The following is a 22,365-nucleotide window of genomic DNA, read 5'->3' as shown; positions in this document are numbered from 1 at the left end:
AAGTCGGTCGTTAGGCAGGATAGCGGACATTCGAAGCACGTAATTTTCGCGCTGCGAGCAGCGCGGATCGTCTTTCCTCGTCATTTAGACCGTCGACACCCCGCGCTTTCAAAATCGCGTGTGCTCGTCTCGGCCAGTAGTTCTTCGACGCCGGCTTCTTCCAGACACTTGCGCCAGCGCGTCAGGTTAGATGGATAGACTGGGGGCTGCATTCCGTACCGCAGTCGCCGGGATCTTCATTCCTTTGTCGCTAGCTGTTCGACTGCCGTCAGCCTGCCAAGCGGCAGGCGATGGAAACCGGACTTCGGCAAAGCGTTCCCGCTCTCCATTTCGCTAATCCATTCACGCATCTGATCGGCGGTATCAAATCCCAGCAGTACGCGAAGCTTGTGGAAGTATTTCCTGGAATTCGCGCGGGCGAAAACGGGCAACGCCGAATGACTCATGCCAAGGAAAACCGTCGTCAGTGGATACCACCAGCAGTCCGGCTTGCCTTTGAAATACAAATAGAGAACGACGTCGGCCTGTGCCAGCGATTCAAACCGGACCGCGCCAGACTTGCTGCGATCGCGAAGTAGGTCCGCCTGTATGGATTCCCTGCGCAGGTTCAACCTGCTGTTCCGGTATTCAAGCGATTTCAGCTGTCCGTCAATCGAATTTGACGCAACCATGGGTTCATTACCAAAACGATGATTTCGCCCCACGTAGAATTCCGTTGCAATCAGGTATCGAGCCTGCTCAAACTGTTCGGCTCCGATAAAGATCGCCAGCGTGTGCAGGTAGAGCTCGTACGTGATGAAGACGAAATTGTCGAAGTCCGTGTCCACCCACTGCATGACGTCTGGAGGCGGACAGTAGTACCTCAGGAGTGCTTCAAAAAACCGGTGGATTTTTTGAACGTTCTCGCCGCTCGGTTGATACCGCGCGATGGCCTGGATGACTGTCAACAGTTCGTCCCGTGTCGACAGAAAAGACTCGATCGACTGGACCACTTGGTCATCAAATTCCACGCCTTTCTCTTTGGCAATACGCAATCCCTCAAAATCCTCGGCGACGCTCGACAGATAGTCCCCGACTGCACCCGATGCGGTTGGCTTACCGTCGCGCAACTGCTCCAGCGCCCGCTTCATCGCCGACCGGTTTCCCACCCTTGCACCGGGTGTTTCCGACAGGAACGCCGGCTTCTTTCCTCGGGACGGCTTGACGTAGACCGGCTGGTCATAGACCCATCGAAGCAGTCGCTCGTATTCCTCCTCATAGCGTCCGGCATCCGACAGGTCGATGTAGATCCGGCCTTTGTAATAGACAGGAACGAGCGCACTCCCTTCTGCGTCGTTTTCCGCAATCACGGCAACGAACTTGTCCTGCGTCGTATTGCTATAGATTTCGCCCGTGATGATCTGCGTCTCGGTTCCCACGCCCCTGGCGCGCCGATTTGCCTTTTCCACATACGCGGCGTCACAAATCATGATGACTTTTGTGATCTCCGGATCCGTCACCATCTGCTCCATGAATGCATGGGCGTCATGGCCTTCCCGCAAGGTCCATTTGTCGATAATCACGTCGACATCATCTTCCGCCAGACGCTCAGCGAGGTCTATGACCCAGTGTTCGTGCATCGGCGTCGTCCAGCTGTACGAAATAAAGAGCTTCGGCTGCGGTGTATCTGCTGTCATTGGATACGTCTTCCTTGTTGCCCAGTTACATCATAGCTCGAACGGAAGGGCAAATTTTTCAACTGACACATTCGCGACCCCATCATAGAAGCCGGTTGAACGGGCTACAAACACCGATGAACCGGCCATTTGCTGCGAGCGCGTTCGCGTCAACGAAGAGCCCCATACCGTCGGCGCTCCGAATGACCGCGCTGAGCAGAATAGCCCTCAGAATGTCAGTACAACGCTGCGCGTGATCGTCCACTCATGGCCGGAAACTCCCAGTTCGCAGCGGGCGGCACGAAATGATGCCGTCTACGGGTCCTCGCAAAGAAAGCGCGCTCTAGGAGCCGTCTCGAAGAAAGTAAAGATGGAGAAGGAATCACATTGACGGCACAGTGGGCCAGACAATGCCCATTCCGTCGATCGCTCGCTTGATCGGCGAGATGGGTGTCAAGGCGTCAAATGGTCGGCCCGGACAGTGAACCCGGCATGAAGCAAATCGAAATCGACTTCTAACCGGTACGCGTCCTTCTTCGCGGCCAACTCGGGCATCACTCCATGCCAGAAGAGTGTCGCCGGCCGATCGACAAGTTCAGTGAGCCAGCACGGCGCGTTGTCTTGCCTCACCGCCAGACGCAGAGGCACCGTTGCCTCTCCGGCCGCGAACTTCTTTCTGCTTTTCACTAGAATCCACTGCTTCCATCTCTCTACAGTCGCGGCACCGAAAATGATCTGTCGGTTGGGAGCCAGCAAATTTATGTCAGCAGAAGCCCCACCAAGGAATCTGAAGGCGCTTTTGTAGGTCAGACCCTGATTGCCAATTGTCAGTGCTCGTTGGTCCCGTTCCTCCGGCGCAATCCGGATCCAGGCGTCAACAACTTCTTCCATCGTGCCGGGGTGTAGCGCTGGAATATGTCGCACCGCCCGGGACAGCTGCAGAAGTTCTTCTTTTGTTGGGGGACGTGACTTTTGCTTTAGCGCAGGCTGTGGCCCCAGCAGGTTGGGTATTGGCTTCTCCCTGACTTGCACAGGTTTGCGCTTCGGCGCACCGGGGAATGTGGAGGGCTCTGATGAAGGCGCCTCGTCCGGACATCCGCTGACGTGTCTCGGGCGAGCTGCGAAATATGTATTTTTCTGCGTTCGGGTGTGCACCTTCGTTAGGCAGATTTCGTGCGGACAATAGAAGACCCAGTCCTCGGAAGCCTTTACTTCATGTGCGTACTCCGCCGTAATCATCTTTTCGAGTTCCCAACACAACGCTTCGGTCATCAACTCGTCGCGCACATTTCCCCCGTATTTTTCATAAAGTAAAAAACATTCGTCGCTTCGCTACGACTCGATTCTTGACGATAAAGGGACTGATGTGTCGAACCGCCGAAAGCAACTGACGGCTAATTTATGCGGCATGCATCGCCACCGTTCGTTTGCGGCATTCGGGGCGATCGCGTCGCGCTGGCTATGTGACATCAATGTGTGCGGGCAAACCTTGTAAAATTTCCGCCAATGCGGTCCCCCAAATGCAAGCGAATTGGCGCAGGCCTTGTGCTCAAAATCCTTTCGTACGCGCGAGCAACCTTGATGCGACGCGGTCACACCTCCGAGTCCCTGTGCATGCGAAGCATGAACGAACGCTCCGGACATATGAAACTCACTGAATTTTCTACCCTGCCTTCCCTTCTTGAGAGAAAGGTGCAGCCGGGTCCGGAGAGCTCTGCCGACGCATGCTTGATCTTTGCCCAACATGGCGAAGCGCTTTGCGGATACTGCCAGCTTGATCTCACGAATGCGCGTATCGCAACGAAGACGGCCCATTGCAAGTGGCTGACGGGGAACTATGACGAGGCGCGATCCCGACTCCTCGAACTCGGAGACGATCTCGAGGAAGACGGTCTCGGTCTGTTATCTAATCTAATCGCCGTCGATTCCGACTATAAGCTGCGGTGCGCTGACATGGAGGCGATCTGGCCGCGGTTGCAGGCGGTGATCGCTTCCGACTCGGTACCACTGATTGCCGCAGTCGCCCGGAGCCAAGGATTCTGGCCCACCGATTCTGAGTGCAGGGAGTAACACCGATGTGACATTGAGCGCCTCCTCGAACTTCACCCGGCCAATCAGTTTATCCGCCTCGCGGCCCTGCTTGAGAGGCAGATTGACGGCGTCGACGCGGCAAAGCAATACGCATTGCTCAAAGCAATGCCGAATCGGTCTCCGGCGCCTCGTTACCTCTGGGACGCCGCCAAAGTCGCGGCGGACGCAGGGCAACCGGCCGAGGCGCTCGAGTACCTGAACCAGCTTGGGGCGCGCGAGCGCAGCAGTTTTGCGTGGCCATCAACAACACCGGTGGCGTAAAGCGCGTGCTCGAAAGCGCAAGGTGATGCCTATTCGAGACCCACTCGAGAAACTTGTGGATATAGCGAATGCGAATGCCTGCGGAATCCCGATTGATAGCGGATTGCGGTTGAGCATTCACATGCGCGCGGTGCGCCTCCAGCGAGGCTACCTTGCGATGTTGACTAGACGGTTTTGGAAGTGGAGCACAGACGCGCGATTCAATGATTTCAAGCGGCTCGCCGCAAATCTCAATGAGTGCAACGAGTTCCCCCATTGTGAGGAAATGGCCCGCGCGCATCCGCTCATGGAGGTCAGTGCCGGTTTCGTCACTGAAAAGCACTAGACCTTGCAGGACCGCGCAACCTGCTCCAGCGTCGCACTGGCACGGTTGACGTGCCGGCATTCGCTTAACGTGAACGCGGTGAAGTCAAATACCGGAATCGCACGGAGGTTGATGAGCAGGGAAAACCGCTCGCCCGTTGCTAACACCTGCATTCTGACGGCGTACCGGACGCTCATTATTGACGTTCCCGAAGGCAGACCCTTCGACAAACAGTAGGCGATTCCCAAAAAATGCAAATAAGGAAAAAGCCCGCAACCACAAGGGTTGCAGGCTTCTTAATTACATTTTGAAAAAGGTAGACCTCAGAAAGGGACCGCCGCTATTAGACCCGTAAGATTGCCTAAACCGCCCGTCACGCCTAGTGCAGCGGATTGTTTACAAGCGCAGTCGAAAGATTTAGGGCGTGTCAATCGAAAATTTGTGCTTGGTATGCCCGCGATAGCGGGCATCTAGCTGTTGATTTTTCGTACATCACTTTTTAAGGTTCGCTCTTTGTCTTCGCGCTTTTTTGGGGGGGTGCGGGGGGGGGGGCGAAGCCAAAGGCGCAAAAGGAAGAGTTATCCACAGGCGACAACACAGCTGTCACCAAGTGCAAGTTTTTAAGAACAAAATACGTCGGCTGCTGTTTGCGCCCGCAGTCGCATCAGATAGTTACTGTCGTTCATCGCGAAATGGACTGCGCTCGCAGATGGTTGAAAACGACCTTCAATAGCTCAGACTCGTCACCTAGTATTACGTTGAGTCCGATGACCGTGCGGCGCTGCTGCATACATGTCTATCAGAAACAAACCTGCGCTAGTTGGGGACGTGACTTTCACCGTGCGATGTCAGCTGATTTGAAAGCTTAGACAATCGCGTTCACTCAAGGGGCGTTTATGATGAAAACTATCCGATAACGCTATGCACCTTCGTCATCTTCGTCATCTTCGTCTCCCTTTCGACCGTGACCGATTTTGCGCGAGGCTCGCAGAGTAAAGTAACAGATGTGTGCAAGATGTACTAAAAGGGGTGGACGCACGCAGAAAGGCACGTTTGGGCCGCTGTCTGCAAAGCAGGCGCCTTTGGCATATCGCGGATACCAGTCGGTCCGAATGACAAGCGCGGCGCTTTCACCGCCGTCCACGCTGAATATCTCGAAAAAATAATAAAGAATCAACCCTATCGAGATGCAATACCCCCGAGGGAATCAAGCTTGGATTGGTGCAAGTCGTCGGAGATTTGCATTTGGTACCACAATCGTTGAAATCACTCGAAATCCAGGACTGCATAACAAACAAAGTACTCTTGGACGAATCTATTGTTGCGGGTGACTTCTATTTGGCACGTTGCAAAGATGATAGCATTAGTGTTACGCGGGCACGTGTAAAAAGGCAACGTGATTTTAGCTGACCTTAGTCCGGCCGAACCTAAGCTTTGGCCGCTGATAAACATAGTCGGCCCTGATAGCTCGATATGCCGTCGGTGGATAGCGAAAGTCTCCCGCTTGTTAGATTAAAGGAAAGTCATTATAGAATCGATATAAAAGGCCGTGCCGGGTACTATTTTTATTGCCATAAACTGGCTGACTGGCTACTCGGTTCATTTATAGTTGCAGGCATAAGCGAAATGACAAAATTAATGACTTGCGGCGGTCGACGGTTGCCGTTGAGATAATTAGTTTCTTCCGAATTCCGTTCGGCGAAATTTATAGTGGAAGGTCATGTCACTCCTTAGCTTGAGCGAAAATGGATAAGAATTTAGAGCCTACGCCTGACCGGTTGACGTTCTCGCTCGTGGCCGCCGAGCATCTATCTATCTAAGCTCAAGATTCGGCTCGATTGCCGCGAGTGAGTTTAAATAACGCGTCCTCGGAGGCGCTGTTCCGCTAACGGCACCGGCTGCGAAGACTTGAGGTTACCTATGGTTTTCGGAGATAAATTAGAGCTACGCGGACCTGCGTGTCTGCGGTTCAATCTAAAATCGCTCCGACGCGTGAAATCCAAGCCGAATTTTCGCGACAAATTCAACCAACAATCCCGACCTCCTTCATGGAAGGAAATCCTTTAGTTCGCGCATGTGCGGGGGCAGTAAGGCCAGGTCGATAGGGAGAAACAGTGGTCCGCATTCGAAAAATCGAAATCAACAACTTTCGCTCCATTCGCTCATTTTCCTGGGCACCGTCGGAAGGTATCAATTGTCTCATCGGTCTTGGTGATGGCGGTAAATCCACCGTTCTTGACGCCATTGATTACTGCCTCGGCGCGCGACGTAACCTCAATATCTCCGACACCGATTTCTTCAATCTCGATGTCACGCAGGACATTATTATTAGGCTAACGCTCGGTTCGCTGCCAGATTCCCTCAAGAGCATTGAGCACTACGGGGCTTGCCTACGGGGCTTCGACCAAGCAACGGGCGAAGTCGAGGATGAGCCGCGTAAAGGGCTCGAAATGGTACTCACGCAGCGACTTACTGTGAAAGCTGACCTCGAGCCTGTGTGGTCGCTGTTTTCGGAGCGAACTGTAACGGAAGACCCTCCGCGTGCGCTCCGGTGGAAGGACAGGACGGCGCTCGCTCCGGCCCGACTTGGGTACCATCCAAACGCCAACCTATCGTGGACCAGAGGCTCGGTCTTGAATCGTCTTTCCGATGAGCGGGCCAACGTTGGGTCCGAGCTCTTAAAGGCCGCGCGAGAAGCGCGCTCCGGCTTTGGTGCTAGGGCAGCACCACAACTCGAGAATGCCCTGAAAGCGGTCACCAAGACCGCAAACAGTTTGGGCGTACCGGTCGGCGCTTCTGCCACCGCTCTTCTCGACACCCATGCGGTCTCCTTTGGCGACGGGGCCATCTCGCTCCATTCCGAAGATGGCATTCCTCTACGCAACCTGGGTACCGGGTCTAGCCGACTGCTCATTGCGGGCCTTCATCGCGAAGCGGCCGCGCTCGCAAGTGTCGTACTGGTCGATGAGATTGAATACGGACTTGAGCCACATCGGCTCACACGGCTGCTGAACTCGTTGGGTTCGAAGGAAAAGACGCCACCGCTACAAGCCTTCATCACCACGCATTCTCCTGTGGCTTTGAGGGAGCTGACGGGCACGCAGCTCTTTGTGCTCCGGACTCACACTGGTGGCCATCAGGCCGAACCTGTAGGAGCGGACAACGACGTGCAAGGGGCCATTAGAGCGTATCCCGAGGCCTTCCTTGCCCGAACGGTGCTCGTGTGTGAGGGAGCGAGCGAGATAGGCTTCATTCGAGGACTGAATGATTTCTTCGTCAACGAGGGCGACGAGTCACTGCAGTCGTCCGGCGTCTCGTATGCCGACGCCGGCGGAGGCGAGGCTGACACTTGCTTCCACAAAGCAAAGGCCTTCCAAAAGCTTGGATACCGAGTTGCCGTTGTGCAGGACGCAGACAAGGCACCCACCGCAAAGTTGGTAGAGGAATTCAAAACTGCTGGCGGATACCACGTTACGTGGCGCGGCGGGAAAGCGCTTGAGGACGAGCTTTTCACAAGCCTTCCGGACGATGCCGTCGACAAGCTAATCGCTCGAGCGCTCCAGCTCACCGAAGATGGAAAGGTCGACGCTCACATTAAGACCAAGTCGGACGGCAAGTTGAATCTCGACAAGGTACAAATTGAAAGCCTTGTCGGGGAATATTCATTTGAGACTCGAGTCGTTCTCGGCATTGCTTCGCGCACCCGCAAGGCAGGCTGGTTCAAGTCGATATCAAAGATGGAGGCAGTGGCCCGCGATATAGTCGGACCGCATTTAAAGGACGCGGACGAAGACTTCATTGGCATCGTAGCAGCGCTTTTCAAGTGGGCACACAATGCCTGAGCTTGACCTACTTTCATTGAGGCGCGGCACGGTAACGGCGCCGGCCGGCTGCGGAAAGACGCAACTCATTGCAGATTGCCTCGCTGCTCATTCAGGGCACAAACCCGTCTTGGTATTGACCCATACGAACGCAGGCCGGTCTGCGCTGGAAGCCCGACTTGTGAAGGCTGGCGTGCCAAAGCATGTCTATCGCGTTGCAACCATCGATAGCTGGTCAATTCGGCTCATCTCCAGCTTTCCCCTGCGTAGCGGCCATGACCGGGCCATTGAAATGCTGAACCACCCGGTTTCGGACTATATCGACATCCGCAAAGCGGCGCGAACCCTGCTGCGCAGCGGCGACATCAGCGATGCGCTTCAGGCTACATACAGCCATCTGCTCGTCGACGAATACCAAGATTGCACTGTTGCTCAACACAACATTATCGGCTGGACGGCGACGGTGCTGCCGACATGCGTGCTCGGCGACCCTCTCCAAGCCATCTTTGGTTTTGATGAGCCGACAGTGGATTGGACGACGAATGTCCACAAGATTTTTCCTCCGGTCGGCGAACTTGCGACACCCTGGAGATGGAAAAATGCGGGAACCGAGGGGCTGGGAACCTGGCTAATGACGGTGCGCCAGTTGCTGCTTGCCGGGCAGCCTGTTGACCTCCGTCTAGCACCCGAGGAGGTATTCTGGAAGTTACTCCCGAACGAGGACGGTCCCGCCCATAAGGTTCGCCAGGAAGCCGCACAAACCAAACCTTCTACTCCCGATGGCGCCGTTCTGATTATCGGTGATAGCAAAAGTCCCCGGAGTCAACGACTGATGGCGTCACAGACTTTCGGCGCGACGACCGTCGAAGCGGTCGACTTGAAGGACCTTACCAAGTTTGGCCGTGAGTTTGACCTCGCCGATGCGAGAGCGCTCGAATGCCTGCTCTCATTCGCCGCTGAGCTCATGACCGGCGTCGGCAAAGCAGAGCTATTGCGCCGCATGCACGTACTTGGTCGCGGAACCGCGCGAAACGAGGCGTCTGTTTCGGAATCCGCCACTCTGGATTTTCAGCGTGCCCCATCCTTCTCTTTGGCACAGATTGTCTTGCGTGCACTAGAGGACGCGCCCAATGCAAGAGTTTACCGGCCCGAGGCGCTTCGGGTTTTGCGGTCTGCGTTTGCAATGGCCTCTCTCGGTAAATGCACGTTCGCAGAAGCCGTCGCACAATCGCGTGAGCGCAATCGCCACCTCGGTCGCCCAACAATTCGGCGCGCGGTTGGTAGCACACTACTTTTGAAAGGTCTTGAAGCAGATACAGCTGTGATATTGAACCCGGAATTGATGGACGCGCGCCACCTTTATGTCGCGCTCACTCGAGGTGCGAGGAAGCTCGTTGTCTGCTCACGAACGCCGATTCTTATCCCCTCCCCGTAATCACAAGTTCAATAGCTCGATTCCGGATGCCCGCGACCCACCCGTCCCATCGAAACGCTTCTCGGAGATAACTAATGCCCCACAAAAAATGAACCAGTGAAGCAACATCGCTACGAAGTATGAAGACTCAGGGTTTAGTAAGCCCCCCTCAACACACTAGTACGCTGATTCATTGCTTTCGGTGACATCAAGACTCACAGTGTGACCGTGCTGGAGACTTATAAGGACATCGCACGGTGCGTGAAGGGCGCGTTACTGATAAATTCGCGCTGCACAGCGAGGCAAGTAGCGGCTTCCCACCTGCGCTCATTTGCTGATGTGGCCTCGAAGCTGGCGAGCGAATTCTTGTTCGACGACTTCAACTTTGCCGTCCAGGCCGTTAGTCGTCTGCCCTAGCCGTTCGCCACATCTCGACGTGCGCCGGTTAGTGCGTTGGATAACCGACTGCAATGCCAGCCGACAGACACCGGCAACCTGCGCTCCCATATTCATTGCCAGCCGTCGCCGCCGAAAATTTGCGATTCAAAGGCGCTGGATTGCGAGACCTGCGCGGATGCGACGCAGCGACACGCATCGACCCTGACGGGCCTCGCTGACTTCGGCACGTAGCTACAAGGATTTGAAATCAACTAGTAACTCTGCAGGCTCAACCTGCAGCGCCTTCGCGAGTTTTTCTAGATTGTCTAGGCTTATGTTGGTGACCGCGCGTTCGACTTGACTAACATAAGTGCGGTGGAACCCACAATTTTCGCTCAAATCCTCTTGCGAAAGAGTTAGCTCTACACGGAGCCGTCGGACATTGCCAGCAACGCGGATGCGTAGCAGGCGCTCAGGGGGTTTCTTATCAAATTCCATGAGCCGCAGCGTCGCTCAGCGCTCGTCAAACGTCTACCGCTCATGCGTCTACCGTTTATACATCTACTGTGTTTACATCTACGTGATATGCGTCTACACTTGGGTATAGGCGCCCTTGCAGGTGCTTTCCTAATCAGAAAGGTGGCATACAGTAATGCGGAACGATAAAGACGAGAACGAATGAGGGTGTTTGTTTAGTTAAGTCAATGTGATTTGCTGGTCATGTTCATGCTAACTAAGGGGCCCGCGCCTCGGCGATTGACTAGACAAATACAAAATATTCTTGGATTCGTTCGGTACCGAGAGGCACTCAAAATTGAATAACTCGGGTATCGCACGGTTTGTTTTTTCGCGTACGGTCGACCGGTCGGACCTTCTCATCATCGGCGTTCGAAAATGGAGCTTACATTGATGAACACACCACGGGAGCGGACCCTCGCCATACTGCGAGCAAGGGAATTCTTCAGCGCACTGGTCAATGTGCCCCGCGAGGACGTTACCAATGCAATTCGCAGCGAGGCTGGTGCCATCCTCAAACACCTTCCCGACGCGTTTGATATTGGGCTCCTGGCTAACGGAAAGAAAGGCGTTCTCGCTATGCCTCCAAGCGACGATGAATTGGACCTGAGTCGTAGTCGCATCGAGCTGTCGAGACAATTTCTCCAAGATGCGCTGAGGCCAGCTCTATCGGAGCCTTCTCGGCTTATGCTCGCCTGCGACGCCGGCTACCTACCCTTGCTCGCCGTTGCAGTCGAAAACGGCTTCCCCGACTACTCTGAACATCCCAACGAAAGTATCTGCTGGTCGGCGTTCAAAGCCATCAACGCGCTCGAGGATGACAGGTCCCTGGCAATACGCCTCGTGAACTGGCGTCCCCATCCGTGGGCGCAGCGTTGCCCTCCATGTGGCGCAGACCAAGCAATTGCGTGGGCACAACGAATTCGAAATCTCGCGCTGGATTTTCTGCGCAGTAAAGCATGAGATGTTCGAAACATACCGGCGTTCAACCGGCCCGCCGAAGAAGCATATGGATATGACCTGCGTCAGCGCAGCCCCTTGCGACTGGCAAAGCTCGCACATCCAGTAATAAAATCACGTTGAGAGGTGATGTTAATCGACAGCGCCGTCGTATCTATACGATTAGTACAACATATTTAAAATCGACCTAGTAGAACACAGAAATAGCCGTTGACCACGAGCCCAGAATCATCGGTGTAATGGAAAATCATGGAAACAGAACGTGAAGAACTACGCTTCGTGGAGTGCGAGTGCGAGTGCGAGTGCCAACGACTCTACGGGCCGCACGAGCAGCGCAATTCTCAGTTCGATGTTCACCGGCGGGGTACGCACTCGATGACTCATTCGCCAGTGCGAATCATTGGTGTCGTAACCACAGATTTTTTCCTAGAGACGATGGCAACCACATCGACAAACGGTGCCTCTGACCGCGTAGAAATTGTGCGCAAAGATTCTTCGAAACTACCGCGATAAAGCTACCCGAGAAACTGAAGCACCCCGAAACCTGCTGCATGAATGGCATTCTGCAACACGGCTACACCTAACATGTGGAGGATGGGCAACGTGCGCATACAGATTGCTTCAGACCTACATCACGAGTTTGTTCGAAATGGCGTGCCTGGGAGTGAAGCGCTAGAGCTCGCAGCAGATGTTGACATCCTCATTCTTGCAGGGGACATCCACGCCGGCACTCAGGCAGTCGGTTTGTATGGCCAGTACCCTGTGCCAGTGTTGTACGTCCACGGAAATCATGAACTGTATCGCCACGAATTTTTCACGTCGCAGCATCAACTGCGCACCAACCTGGCACCAACATCACTGAGGTTTCTCGAGCGTGATGAACTGATTTTAAACGGAGTTCGATTCCTTGGCTGTTGCCTATGGACAGACTACAACCTAAGACCTGAATGGAAGACGGTAGCTCTACGCGAAGCTGAAATCGCGATGAACGACCACAGGCATATTCGATATGGCAGAGCGCATGCGTTTTCGCCGCGTGATGCGGAGGCCGAACATCAGAAATCCCGGGCATGGCTAGCAGACAGCTTGGCCAAGCCCTTCAGAGGACAGACTGTCGTAATCACCCATCATGCGCCGCATGCAAATTCGATTCCGCCGGAGTACGAAGGAGACATTCTGAGCGCGGCATTCGCGAGCGACCAGACTCCTTTAATGGAGCAAGTTGACGTCTGGGTTCATGGCCATATCCATCGCTCGGTGGATTACATGGTCGGCGGGTGCAGGGTTATATGCAATCCACGCGGCTATCCAAAGCGCTATTCGATAAATCCTGCGGCACTGCTCGCGTTCGAAAATCCGGATTTTGCTCCCGACTTGGTTATCGACATCTGAACGAATGCCGTGTGCTCAGGTGTCATCCATGCGCAATTCGCTAAACGTAGAGGAACTGACATCGTGACCGTGGTTGACCTCATGAAAATATTGCGTACCGCTGAACCGCTAGCCAGAGTGACGTTTCTGCCGTGGGGCGCTGACGAGGATGGAGTCGAGGAGGTCGACGCTGTTCGTGTGCCAGAAAGAAAGTGGATTCGCGAAACATATTTTTGGAAGGGTCAAGAATGCAAAGCACTTCACCAGGAGGGGCCCTGCACGGACCTCCCGCTTGGGAGCGAGAACGCTGTCGTGGAATCTGTGTCCGTCGTCATTCTCTCAGTCGACGTCGATTTTTTGAGCTCACGTCAATTTATCTAAGGCGCCTCGCCAGATTCTGGATGTCCGTCCAATTCTGTTCCAGGACATCTAGCGCACGCAGCCGTGTCGCCGAAGGCAGGACGCGGTTATGCGAGTCTCTGATAGATGTGAAGTCGAACTGTGACATAGAAAGCAAGATGGACTCAGCCATTCATGCTGCCAGCTCTGGACGGTCTAGAACAAAAGTGGAAATCTATGATGGAGAGTATTTTAGCCATAACACCGGCTTGCCGCTGGTGTGCACCAGCATCATAGAGGTTGACTCTACGTTTAGCATTTGGAACCGCGCGCTTATAGCCCTTGAACCAAGAACGCTGCGACCAGTTGGTCCCTATCTGCGCACGGAAACATCCACAGTCCTGATATCACGCAGCGATGGCGAGAAGCGGAGGTTTTCTCGGGAAGCACGAATGGATTTGATATTGGTGAAAGACGAGGCACACACGAGCGTCTCAGTGCAAAATTTTCCACGGCTCGACGCACCCCCGGTTCGTGTAGCCAAGTCGGCCGACATTGTGACCGTTGTGCGAGCAGTTCTGAGGTCTTTCAAGTAACCAGTCTGAAGCGTAGAGGCAAAAAAATAAACCTGCCAAGCGTGTCGTGCACGAAACGCCGCTCGGGGTGCGAGAGCGTCTCGAGGCCCCGTTAGCTCGAAAAGCGGTCTGGTCTCACCGTCTTCAGATTGAACTGTCGACTTCTCACGCGAACCGCCAGCATGCTTCGGCGCCAGCCCATGCTTTCATTGTCGAGTTGCTGCTCTGCGCGCGGGAGTTTGTGTCCGGTCCTAACAACAACTTTTTTGTGACTATCAAATTAGTTATTGTCGTGTCCTAAGCAACTTTCTCGGCAGGTCAAACAGGAAACGCCCTTATGCAGATATTTCCTTTGGGAACGCGGCGTTCGATTGGGTGTTAGTTGATTGATGTTTAACGCAACAAGGAGCAAACTGTCATGTCGATTTACGTGCATAACTCAAGTGCTCACGTGGTGCTCGAACGTTGGTCTATTCGCGAGGCAGGCGATGGCAGACGTCATTTCGTGGGCTTCAACATTATCGACTGTGAAGGTCGTGTTAGCACATCCATTCGTTCGTTCGACCCAGTCACGCGCACAGGGTCTACGGAAAGCGGGAGCACCTATGAACTCGTCGGACGCGCTGGTAACGATAAAGATGCGGAATACGTCTGGACTCATGCGGCAAGGGCATGGAACATAAAAACATGGAAAGACGTGACGCAAGAATTTGTTCCAGACTGGCGACAGGGGCTAGCTATTGATACACCTTCTTGAGACGATTGAGCGATATCCCACCGCTTAGGTGCAGCAAATTTTCGCAGACAGCTTGTCGCGATTTGAAGGATGGATGTTCGTTGCGCAGGAAGGGCACCGGCCGGAGTCTGGCGTTCGCAACGACCAGGGTTAGTGTCAGTGTCGTAGCTAATGCCAATGTTCCTCGCGATAAAGACCGGTTCAACATCTGTCGCTCAATTGAGCGACAGATGACGACCGGGGCTGCTCTTGGTTCGAGCCAAACAGGTGGGCACGCGACTCGCATATTGCTTGTCGCGCTTAGGTCGACCATTTCCTACACCGTGGCGCTTACCGCAATCGAGGCCTAAGTTTGACTGCGGGGCGACTGAAACGGAAAGGATGTCCGATGAAGCTTGACGCTTACGAAGTTGCGACGCAACGGATTGATGCGGAGTTCGATATTCCGCAATACGACGTATCTACTCTAATCCGTTGGATTGTCGCGAATCGAGGATGGCTACCACCCGATGGGCGTAACCGTTACAAATACTTGCCAGACGCCGTCGTGCAGCGAATTGAGGTCATCGTCTGCGAGGTTTTTCGAATTGAAACTACCGGCTAGCGGAGCTTGTTCATTAGCACCTTCGGTTAATCCTCAATGTAGGGATGCGTATCCCTACATTGAGGATTATCGGAAAAATCTTCGCATCAAGGACGACCGTTTCGTTATAACTCTATGGGTCTTGCCGACTTTCTCCTCACGCCAAGCTTGCAACGAGTCCTTGGCGCCACGCTGCTACAGCCTGACCGCAGTTTTACCCTTCAGGAACTGCTACGTTTGGCTGATAGTGGGCGCGGAAGCGCTCAAAAACAGGTGGACCGAATGGTCGAGGTTGGCGTTCTCCAGGAAGACGCTCGACGAGGTCGACAACGGAGCATCCGTGCGAATACCGAATTCATCCTCTATCCGGAATTGGTTAGTATTGCTCGCAAGTCATTTGCCGTTGCAGAGCCGCTGAGAGAAGCTCTTTGGCCTTTTTCCGAACTCATTTCCTCAGCGTTCGTGTTTGGCTCCCTGGCGAAGGGCACCGACACTGGCCGAAGCGACATCGACCTGATTGTCATCGGAAGTGCGCCGCTCCTTGACCTGTCAGAGGCGCTTCACTTAGCCGAGCAACGTCTGTTGCGCCCCGTCAACTTCTTCCTCTACGAGCCTCTTGAATGGGCTGCGCTGGCGGATACTGACCCGATTCTGGGTCAGATTGCCCAGGGCCCTACACTGAAGATTCTGTGATGCAGCGCCCCGCCGAGTATGAGAACCACATTGCTGAGCAGCTTCATGCGCTCACTCCGCGCCGGCGCGGACTTCGGAGCGCAAATTGTGGTTAGTTACAGCAACTGTTTAATGCAACATGGATTGCTTCAGAGATAAGCGTCATTTTGGCGCAGATAGCCGCTTAAATTCGCTCCATAGGGTCTTTAGTTTGCCGTAGTCCTCAGCCATACGAGATGCTAAAAAGCCTCGCGCATATGCCGCACCGGCTGCGGCATCGGGTGTTGCCGCAGCCAAGTCACGTAGTAAGCCGTCGGCAACAGCTAGGTCATTGCGCCAGCCCAAATCATCCTGCAGTTGTGAAAGCGTTTCGGCGTAGTTATGAAGCGTCTTTTTCTCATAAAGCGTGGCGAAAAATTCCATCGCGTACCGAAGCTTTTTGGCCGCAATGCGGGCGCGATGGCGCGTGTTCGGGTCGAGGTCCGGAAGATGTCGTCCCCGCTTCATCAGCTTACGGTGGCGCTCATGCAGCGCCTCCGCAGCGAACTCACTCACCGGCATACTGAGGGCACCGCGTCGCTCGTCATCCAGGCCCTCGCGCCATTGCGATTGTTTGAACCAACGCGTCAATTCGATAACGAGACAAGCGTATCGATTGGAATCTACCGCTACTGCAGCTTCAGTACGACGTTGCCGCGCAGTTTCTTCGACAATCCGAATCACTGGTTCGGCATCAAAGTCGCGGTGCGCATTGCCAAACGTTCCGGACAACGTTGAGGCAGCCAGGACCTCCCAATCACGTGCTGCACCCAGCTTCCCGGCAATCCATTTGAGCTCCGTTTCGAGAGTCGAGGGAAACACCAGAAGGGGTTCGACGAGGTCGATTGCCGAGCGCAGACGTCGAATGCCCACACGCATTTGATGAACCGGTTCCCCATCACCGCTCTTTATGACGCCGAGTTCGTTTCCCTGAATTTGTGCAATGCAGTTCTGTACGATGCTTTCAAACGCGGCTTCAACCGTATCTTTCTTTTTCAGTGCGAGTGGCTGCGCCCGCGTTGCGGCATACCGCATCGGACGAATTAAGTTGTAGCCACGCTCGCCTTTACTGAGACGACTAATTCGCATCGGGACCGCTCGCAATATGTCCAACGCGAGGTGGTATAGACGGTCCGGCTTGCCGTTCTTGAGCTCCAGTTCGACTTCCTGAAACGCCTCGGACGAGGAACCGCATTCAACGACGCCGTCGTCAAGCGCGAACTCGACCTCATCTCCCTCCGGAAATTGCAGACTCAAAATAGTACGCTTGATTCGGGTCGTAAATTGCGGGATGAGAGCCATACCTTCGTCAGTCATCGACAAGAGTCTGGCAGCGGATGATTTCTTCGGCATGCATCTCTTGAGCACGTCAATGTCGGGGACGTTAGCATCAACCGGCGTCTCATATTCGTCTCGGGAATACATACCTGCTTTTGTCGAGCCCTCCGTTTTGAGCGTTTGTACAAACGCATCGCCGATAGCTCGTACGCGTAACACAATACCTTCGTCGCGCAATTTGAGGTCGCGAGTGTCGAAGTATGTGCTGATAAGGAGTTGGGTTCGAGGTGGCCCGGCGAAAAACGGGACCAACATCGGCAGTGACAAAACCTGCTTGATTTGTTCTTTGTTTGCCTGAAGCTTGATTTCCCGTTCCATGCACGCCGCTCCTTGTGCCGAGGTCCGCCCCGGCGGTGGAATAATACTCTTTCGCAATCGTGCAAGGTTGCGCTTCGGTTGAGAGCACGCTCAGATTTGACCGAACAACTAAACCGTATATACTCTTTTCACAGCTTACTTGAGGAGAGTTCCTATGGCCGGCCCGATAACTAAAGCAGCGAACAAAAAGCCGTCGCGGCTTCCTCAGACCAAACCTCGCGCAGCGCCAGCACGAGTCGGCAAGCACAAAGCCGCAGTGGCAGCCGTCGATAATGCTACTGACATAGGAGCATCGGAGGTTTACGTTGGTCAGGCCAATAGCAACGATGCATCCACGGTCGTGAAGAAGCCGAAACGGACAAAGAAGGAGAAGGTCGTGCGCGACAGTTTCACGATGCCGAAATCCGACTACGAAAAAATCGCGGCGCTGAAGCAGCAATGCGCCGACAACGGAGTTACCGTCAAAAAGAGCGAACTGCTCAGAGCAGGCTTGATAATTCTGGCACGCGCTTCTGATGAACAACTCGTCGCTGCCGTGGCAGCGGTTGAAGCGGTTAAAACTGGGCGGCCTGCCAACGCATAGTTAAATCGCCCCAACGCCGCGATTGCCGTTTAGCGGATGGTGCCTACGTTTGCGGACAAGCGGAGTCGGCTTCGACCGGGGGTTAGCCGCGATGCCAAGCTAACCCCTCGGCCTTCACTTTTGATTTTCCGCCTGAATCGGCAAAAGCACCGTTCCGATTTTGTCGAGCGTATGTGAGGGTACGAAGGTTGCATCCTGATAAATGGTGGCAAGCGCTTTTTCATCGATTGCCTCCGGCTTCTCTTGCCACGTGACAGCCGCCACCTTGAATGCTGCGTCCCATAACGCCGCGAGGCTTAGGGCGCCACCAGCCATCAGGATGGCCGTTTTTTCTCCGAAGGCGCTCCAGAGTCCATCGACCACGCGAGCCGAACTTCCGCCGCCCAACCTGATGTATTCATCACATAGTTCCTTGGGCGAAATCACTGTCGCCGCCGCAGCCATTAGTTCAACCGTTGCGGTCGCCGCGCTTTGCCCGGCGGTAATGCCGCTTTGAAGTTTCGGAAAGTTATCCCCAGCCGTTGGTATCGCAGCTAAAAGCTGGCTCGAATATCGGTCCACCATCTTGTCTTCGTAGGTTGCGTGCACGCCCTTGCCAGGCCAAGTTTTTGCGCCCGGTTGCTGCTGTTCCCGATAACCATCGGAAAGGTAAGAGCCGTGCAACGGCTGACAGGCATCACCAACGTAGTGGGAAACGATGCCGGCGGCGCAAAGGAATTGAGATATGTTGCCTTCGCGAAGCTGCAGAACCATTTCATCGAAGAGCTGCCAGACTCGAAAAGGCAGCAAGCCTTGCGACCGGGCATCAGTGTTCCCATTCGCTTCATACCATTTTTGCCAAACTTCTACAGTCATGTTGTTCGTGCTTTCCAGCGACAAATCGCGCAACGTTGTGCCGTTCGCATCAGGTTTATCAATATCCGCATAGTGATTAGGATGCTCGGGCCCCGCGTTTTGCGCATAGTCCCGTCCGCCAGGCACTTTATTCTTCACCTTCTTCCAGACCAAATCCGGGACGTCCGCTAGCTCGACAAAATCTCCATTAGCAAGCGCTTTGCGGATTTGACCCGGTGAGGGCTGGTCAGGCGGAAAACTGATGCGTTCAACATTCGCTGTGAGAAATGCCTTCAGCTTTTCATTTTTGACGTGGTCTATCGCTGCCGTCGCGATGCTGTAGTGCCCTGTCTGCCCCCAGAAGGGATTGGCACCAGTGTTGTGACCTTGAATCAAGTCCACATCCAAGAGCTGGCAAACGGTGCCCAGCCCCGTAGCCAAGGCGTAGTTGAACCGCTCCCGGTCGTTTCCAACTAAAGCTTGACCACCCCATTCAACGGCCATCGGGCGAAGAATCGTTTCCTTGCCATTCGCGACAGTTTGCAGATGCCATACAGTTCCGGAATCACCGGGTAGCGTCTGTACAGCGCCGTCCTCCGGAGCGATGAGGAACTCCGAGATGAAGTCATATCCGCCTATCGATTTATGTCTGTAAAACAACGCTTTGATTGTTCCGCTAAGCGCGCCCGACGCAGCGCCGAACGCGGCGACGGGCTGGTCGATAAGCTGAAGCCCCAAATTGAGTTCGTTCAAGTCCGCAATATCCCCGACAGGGTTTAAAAGTCCGAACGGCTGGCTGGTCCAATCATTTACATCGTCGACCTCTATGAGGCCTACATCAAGCGTCAGGTAAGTCCGGGCACTCGGCAGCGCAGGAAAGACCGAAGCGAACGCTTCGCGGGTTATTTGCTTTTCCGAGGCTCGGCCAACCTCTTTTAATTCGCCCCTCACCCTCGCACTGATTCGTTCGCCGGGAAGCCCGCAGACATGGCGATTCGTAAGCGCGTATGTTGTGTGTCCATCTGTGACTAAGCATCCGACACTCGCGGTATGCTGCTGGCCTTGGACATCGGCAACAATCGGGCAGCCACCGCCGATGTAGGTACGCGGCCAACGGGTGTCTGCGGGTTTCGCCAAATGAGCCGTCGCCGGTTCGACGGCGACCACACAAACGGGTACTGAACGGCCATCAGGGAGATAGAGTGTGCGGGGCACCATACGGTCCGGGTCGACGCCGTTATGACCGAATTCCGTTGACTCTATCCAATCGCGGACCAGCACGATGACGCAAGGCCACGAATAGCGCCGCACCTCCGAGTTGCTGAACGTTCGGGCGTCCTTCGCTCTTGACGACGCGGCCGGGGCAAACCCTTCGTTAGGCCATGGCTCCGACTTGCGTATAAGGTAGAGGCCGACGGCGGTCGCGACCACGTTTGCCTTGTTCATCAGATGCCAGTGATACGCATCGCGAGCCTCGAGAAGGTCCTTCATCGATAGGCTTTTGAAGTTCAACTGATTGGAAAGCAAGTCCATGGTCGTCCCCTGCGTTGTTGACCAGGAGATTGACGCATGGTTGTGTGACAGCTTATCGATGCGGTCCTGAAGTCTTTGCACCCAAACGATGGGGATGATTCTCCACAAATAACGTGCAAGAAGCTGGGGATAACTAATGTAATGGTGCGGTAACCCGTTGAGCCGTATCGAAAAAAAGAGGCTGCCTATTTTTTGAGCGCGCGCTGGTCCGGGGGTTCACGGCAATGCAAAGCCAGGCACTTCGGTGCTGCGGACGTTTGGACGACAGCTCGAAGACGTGTCCAGCCTATCTGATTTTGTGACCGGTACAGTTCACCGTGAGCCAATGAACGCCACGATATTGCTCGTCGAATTCATACTGCATACGAATCAGCAAGGCGATATATGCACTTCCCGCATCGCTACCGAGCGTTTTGATTGCGGCGACATTGACCTCGTCCCACAGCACCTCGAAACGCTGGCGCGCGATGTCAGGGTGCCAATGTTGTAGCAGCATGCCGGCGAACTCGTGCTCAATCTGTTCAACCGCTCGCTGGCGTTTCGACGCGTCGCCCCGCATATGTCCTCTTTCAAAAGGTGCCGGAGGTAACTCCTCCATGAACGTTGCGACCGTCTTGCAAGAACTGCAAAAACTATTTAAAGCCGGTGGCCGTGAATACGCGTGGCGTAAACCTGTCATACCAAATGCTTCTTTTACCTTAACGTCGAACCGGTCGCTTCTTCACCGACCGAGGGCGGCGAACCAAATCGGAAAGCATCCATCTTGCAACCGTCTCCGGCCGGTGCATGCCGAAATCGACAAATTTGATTTCAGCTTCGTAGTAGACGATGACTGAGCGGCCGGACACCCGAAATCGCCCCTCGTATCGAACACCGTCCAATTCAATATCCACGTAGCGTAAATCATCGTAGCCGTCACTCATATAAGCAAATTTCCTTGATTCGTAAGGCGCTATGTTTCATGGTCCGCGCTCAAAAAAACCATGGCAAGAGTCTAAACGATATGACTTCGCGGCAGACCAGTGGACAAGCCGCCAAAAAATCCAGTGGGGCATGCGCGGAGGACCCAGCGCGGCGGATAGCAATGCGGTTGCTATTTTTTTTTGATTCTCATAACGACCTGAACTCGCTTAGTCGCTGCGCCGAGTCAGAACGTCTTGCAGGCGCAGGCCGAGACGCACAGATGGTAGATTCCGGTCATGTAAAACCCGTCCTTGTTAACGCGATTCGTTAAAGATTGCTCAGCGCTTTCCGGAGCTTTGGCCGACCGGCAAGTAACAGGTGATGCGGCGGCCGATTCAGACGCGCGACGAGGGATGAAGACAGAGCCACGGTAGAGCAAATTCCGCGCAGTTCAAAAGCTCGGTATTTATAGACGAAACCGTCGATGGTAAAATACCTTATGACACAGCCAATCAAAATGGATTTGCGCAAAATCCGTCCCACGCAAATCACAGCGGGCCTCCTTGAGGTGAATGAGAAGCGAAGGCATTACGAATCGTTATCAGGCAACGCGCTAAAAGACGCCTTGAAGGCGGTCCCCATTCCCGCCGTTGCCGGACCGGACGGGGCACACTTTGCGACCGACCATCATCACCTCGCACGCGCGCTGTCCGATGCGAAAATCGATTATGCGTATGTCGAAGTGATGGCTGACCTATCGAAGTTTGAGGGGGATGCATTCTGGCTTCAAATGGCTGGTAAGCGTTGGGTGCATCCCTACGATGAGCATGGCATTCTTCACGGTGTCGCGGCGATTCCGAAAGAGGTGTCCGAACTGATAGACGACCCCTATCGCAGTCTCTCGGCGTTCGTGCGCAATGGTGGCGGCTACAACAAGACACCGGAGCCGTTCGCCGAATTCCAGTGGGCGGATTTCTTTCGAACGCGAGTGCGTCTTTGGACGACACCATCTCAGCTCAACGCGGCAGTTGCTCAGGGCATTCATCTTGCTCAAAGCCCAGATGCCCTCGTTCTTCCCGGATTTATCGCAGCACCAAAAGTCAAAAATCCAAAGACCTCGGCGAAAAGGTAAGCCTTCGGC

17 protein-coding genes are annotated in these 22,365 nt (G+C 54.4%); 10 read left to right on the top strand and 7 right to left on the bottom strand.

The window, feature by feature from the left end; genetic code table 11:
• Positions 1-236: 236 nt before the first annotated feature.
• Together AXG89_RS07810 and AXG89_RS07805 are read right to left on the bottom strand one after the other, a co-directional pair.
• A complete protein-coding gene (locus AXG89_RS07810) occupies positions 237-1,676 on the bottom strand; it encodes a toll/interleukin-1 receptor domain-containing protein (RefSeq protein WP_062169038.1) in 1,440 nt (479 codons plus the stop codon).
• A gap of 432 nt (positions 1,677-2,108) precedes the next feature.
• Positions 2,109-2,927 carry a hypothetical protein gene (locus tag AXG89_RS07805; RefSeq protein WP_062169036.1) on the bottom strand — a complete coding sequence of 273 codons (819 nt, stop codon included), beginning with the start codon at positions 2,925-2,927 and terminating at the stop codon, positions 2,109-2,111.
• 351 nt (positions 2,928-3,278) lie between these two features.
• Between AXG89_RS07805 and AXG89_RS07800 the strand changes: the two genes are divergently transcribed.
• From AXG89_RS07800 to AXG89_RS07785, 3 genes are all read left to right on the top strand, one after another.
• Complete coding sequence (locus AXG89_RS07800; RefSeq protein WP_162916025.1) at positions 3,279-3,725, top strand: hypothetical protein; 447 nt, start codon at positions 3,279-3,281, stop codon at positions 3,723-3,725.
• A gap of 2,700 nt (positions 3,726-6,425) precedes the next feature.
• Positions 6,426-8,153: an AAA family ATPase gene (locus tag AXG89_RS07790; RefSeq protein WP_062169031.1), complete on the top strand. Its 1,728-nt coding sequence runs from the start codon at positions 6,426-6,428 to the stop codon at positions 8,151-8,153.
• Positions 8,146-9,567 (top strand): UvrD-helicase domain-containing protein, encoded by a 1,422-nt coding sequence (locus tag AXG89_RS07785; protein WP_062169029.1) that lies wholly within the window; start codon positions 8,146-8,148, stop codon positions 9,565-9,567. The genes AXG89_RS07790 and AXG89_RS07785 overlap by 8 nt, the downstream gene beginning before the upstream one ends.
• Positions 9,568-10,176: 609 nt before the next feature.
• Here the strand turns inward: AXG89_RS07785 and AXG89_RS07780 are convergent.
• Positions 10,177-10,422: a helix-turn-helix domain-containing protein gene (locus AXG89_RS07780; protein ID WP_062169027.1), complete on the bottom strand. Its 246-nt coding sequence runs from the start codon at positions 10,420-10,422 to the stop codon at positions 10,177-10,179.
• A 411-nt stretch (positions 10,423-10,833) separates the two neighbouring features.
• Between AXG89_RS07780 and AXG89_RS07775 the strand changes: the two genes are divergently transcribed.
• The 5 genes from AXG89_RS07775 to AXG89_RS07755 all read left to right on the top strand — a co-directional run bounded on the left by AXG89_RS07775 (position 10,834) and on the right by AXG89_RS07755 (position 15,697).
• Positions 10,834-11,403: a BPSL0761 family protein gene (locus tag AXG89_RS07775; RefSeq protein ID WP_062169025.1), complete on the top strand. Its 570-nt coding sequence runs from the start codon at positions 10,834-10,836 to the stop codon at positions 11,401-11,403.
• A gap of 600 nt (positions 11,404-12,003) precedes the next feature.
• Positions 12,004-12,792 (top strand): metallophosphoesterase family protein, encoded by a 789-nt coding sequence (locus AXG89_RS07770; protein WP_069638370.1) that lies wholly within the window; start codon positions 12,004-12,006, stop codon positions 12,790-12,792.
• Between the two features lie 1,311 nt (positions 12,793-14,103).
• A complete protein-coding gene (locus tag AXG89_RS42050; RefSeq protein ID WP_162916023.1) occupies positions 14,104-14,442 on the top strand; it encodes a hypothetical protein in 339 nt (112 codons plus the stop codon).
• Between the two features lie 367 nt (positions 14,443-14,809).
• The gene (locus tag AXG89_RS07760; RefSeq protein WP_062169019.1) at positions 14,810-15,025 is read left to right on the top strand and encodes a hypothetical protein; all 216 of its coding nucleotides are present in this window, start codon (positions 14,810-14,812) and stop codon (positions 15,023-15,025) included.
• Between the two features lie 114 nt (positions 15,026-15,139).
• Positions 15,140-15,697, top strand: a complete 558-nt coding sequence (locus AXG89_RS07755) for a nucleotidyltransferase domain-containing protein (protein ID WP_062169018.1) — start codon at positions 15,140-15,142, stop codon at positions 15,695-15,697.
• Between the two features lie 141 nt (positions 15,698-15,838).
• On the opposite strand, the gene AXG89_RS07750 is transcribed toward AXG89_RS07755, so the two are convergent.
• A complete protein-coding gene (locus AXG89_RS07750) occupies positions 15,839-17,371 on the bottom strand; it encodes a CYTH and CHAD domain-containing protein (protein ID WP_062169016.1) in 1,533 nt (510 codons plus the stop codon).
• 154 nt (positions 17,372-17,525) lie between these two features.
• On the opposite strand from AXG89_RS07750, the gene AXG89_RS07745 reads away from it, so the two are divergent.
• Positions 17,526-17,954 (top strand): hypothetical protein, encoded by a 429-nt coding sequence (locus AXG89_RS07745; RefSeq protein ID WP_069638340.1) that lies wholly within the window; start codon positions 17,526-17,528, stop codon positions 17,952-17,954.
• Positions 17,955-18,068: 114 nt separating this feature from the next.
• Here the strand turns inward: AXG89_RS07745 and AXG89_RS07740 are convergent, their stop codons facing one another.
• The 3 genes from AXG89_RS07740 to AXG89_RS07730 all read right to left on the bottom strand — a co-directional run bounded on the left by AXG89_RS07740 (position 18,069) and on the right by AXG89_RS07730 (position 21,244).
• Complete coding sequence (locus AXG89_RS07740) at positions 18,069-20,321, bottom strand: hypothetical protein (protein WP_062169014.1); 2,253 nt, start codon at positions 20,319-20,321, stop codon at positions 18,069-18,071.
• 286 nt (positions 20,322-20,607) lie between these two features.
• Positions 20,608-20,919, bottom strand: a complete 312-nt coding sequence (locus AXG89_RS07735; protein WP_162916021.1) for a hypothetical protein — start codon at positions 20,917-20,919, stop codon at positions 20,608-20,610.
• 100 nt (positions 20,920-21,019) lie between these two features.
• Complete coding sequence (locus tag AXG89_RS07730) at positions 21,020-21,244, bottom strand: hypothetical protein (RefSeq protein ID WP_062169010.1); 225 nt, start codon at positions 21,242-21,244, stop codon at positions 21,020-21,022.
• A 464-nt stretch (positions 21,245-21,708) separates the two neighbouring features.
• Here AXG89_RS07730 and AXG89_RS07725 point away from each other — a divergent pair, with 464 nt between their 5' ends.
• Positions 21,709-22,356: a ParB-like protein gene (locus AXG89_RS07725; RefSeq protein ID WP_062169008.1), complete on the top strand. Its 648-nt coding sequence runs from the start codon at positions 21,709-21,711 to the stop codon at positions 22,354-22,356.
• The last annotated feature ends 9 nt before the right edge of the window (positions 22,357-22,365 follow it).

The organism is Burkholderia sp. PAMC 26561 (genome assembly GCF_001557535.2).
In the GTDB taxonomy this organism is placed as follows: domain Bacteria; phylum Pseudomonadota; class Gammaproteobacteria; order Burkholderiales; family Burkholderiaceae; genus Caballeronia.
Note: the sequence above shows the minus strand (reverse complement) of the source record. Positions and strands in the feature narration are given on the sequence as shown.

What these genes read in the sequence shown, in the direction of transcription:
- AXG89_RS07810 (WP_062169038.1), bottom strand. Translation starts at nt 1,676, where the DNA reads ATGACAGCAGATACACCGCAGCCGAAGCTCTTTATTTCGTACAGCTGG.
- AXG89_RS07805 (WP_062169036.1), bottom strand. Translation starts at nt 2,927, where the DNA reads ATGACCGAAGCGTTGTGTTGGGAACTCGAAAAGATGATTACGGCGGAG.
- AXG89_RS07800 (WP_162916025.1), top strand. Translation starts at nt 3,279, where the DNA reads ATGAACGAACGCTCCGGACATATGAAACTCACTGAATTTTCTACCCTG.
- AXG89_RS07785 (WP_062169029.1), top strand. Translation starts at nt 8,146, where the DNA reads ATGCCTGAGCTTGACCTACTTTCATTGAGGCGCGGCACGGTAACGGCG.
- AXG89_RS07780 (WP_062169027.1), bottom strand. Translation starts at nt 10,422, where the DNA reads ATGGAATTTGATAAGAAACCCCCTGAGCGCCTGCTACGCATCCGCGTT.
- AXG89_RS07775 (WP_062169025.1), top strand. Translation starts at nt 10,834, where the DNA reads ATGAACACACCACGGGAGCGGACCCTCGCCATACTGCGAGCAAGGGAA.
- AXG89_RS42050 (WP_162916023.1), top strand. Translation starts at nt 14,104, where the DNA reads ATGTCGATTTACGTGCATAACTCAAGTGCTCACGTGGTGCTCGAACGT.
- AXG89_RS07760 (WP_062169019.1), top strand. Translation starts at nt 14,810, where the DNA reads ATGAAGCTTGACGCTTACGAAGTTGCGACGCAACGGATTGATGCGGAG.
- AXG89_RS07755 (WP_062169018.1), top strand. Translation starts at nt 15,140, where the DNA reads ATGGGTCTTGCCGACTTTCTCCTCACGCCAAGCTTGCAACGAGTCCTT.
- AXG89_RS07750 (WP_062169016.1), bottom strand. Translation starts at nt 17,371, where the DNA reads ATGGAACGGGAAATCAAGCTTCAGGCAAACAAAGAACAAATCAAGCAG.
- AXG89_RS07745 (WP_069638340.1), top strand. Translation starts at nt 17,526, where the DNA reads ATGGCCGGCCCGATAACTAAAGCAGCGAACAAAAAGCCGTCGCGGCTT.
- AXG89_RS07740 (WP_062169014.1), bottom strand. Translation starts at nt 20,321, where the DNA reads ATGGACTTGCTTTCCAATCAGTTGAACTTCAAAAGCCTATCGATGAAG.
- AXG89_RS07735 (WP_162916021.1), bottom strand. Translation starts at nt 20,919, where the DNA reads ATGGAGGAGTTACCTCCGGCACCTTTTGAAAGAGGACATATGCGGGGC.
- AXG89_RS07730 (WP_062169010.1), bottom strand. Translation starts at nt 21,244, where the DNA reads ATGAGTGACGGCTACGATGATTTACGCTACGTGGATATTGAATTGGAC.
- AXG89_RS07725 (WP_062169008.1), top strand. Translation starts at nt 21,709, where the DNA reads ATGGTAAAATACCTTATGACACAGCCAATCAAAATGGATTTGCGCAAA.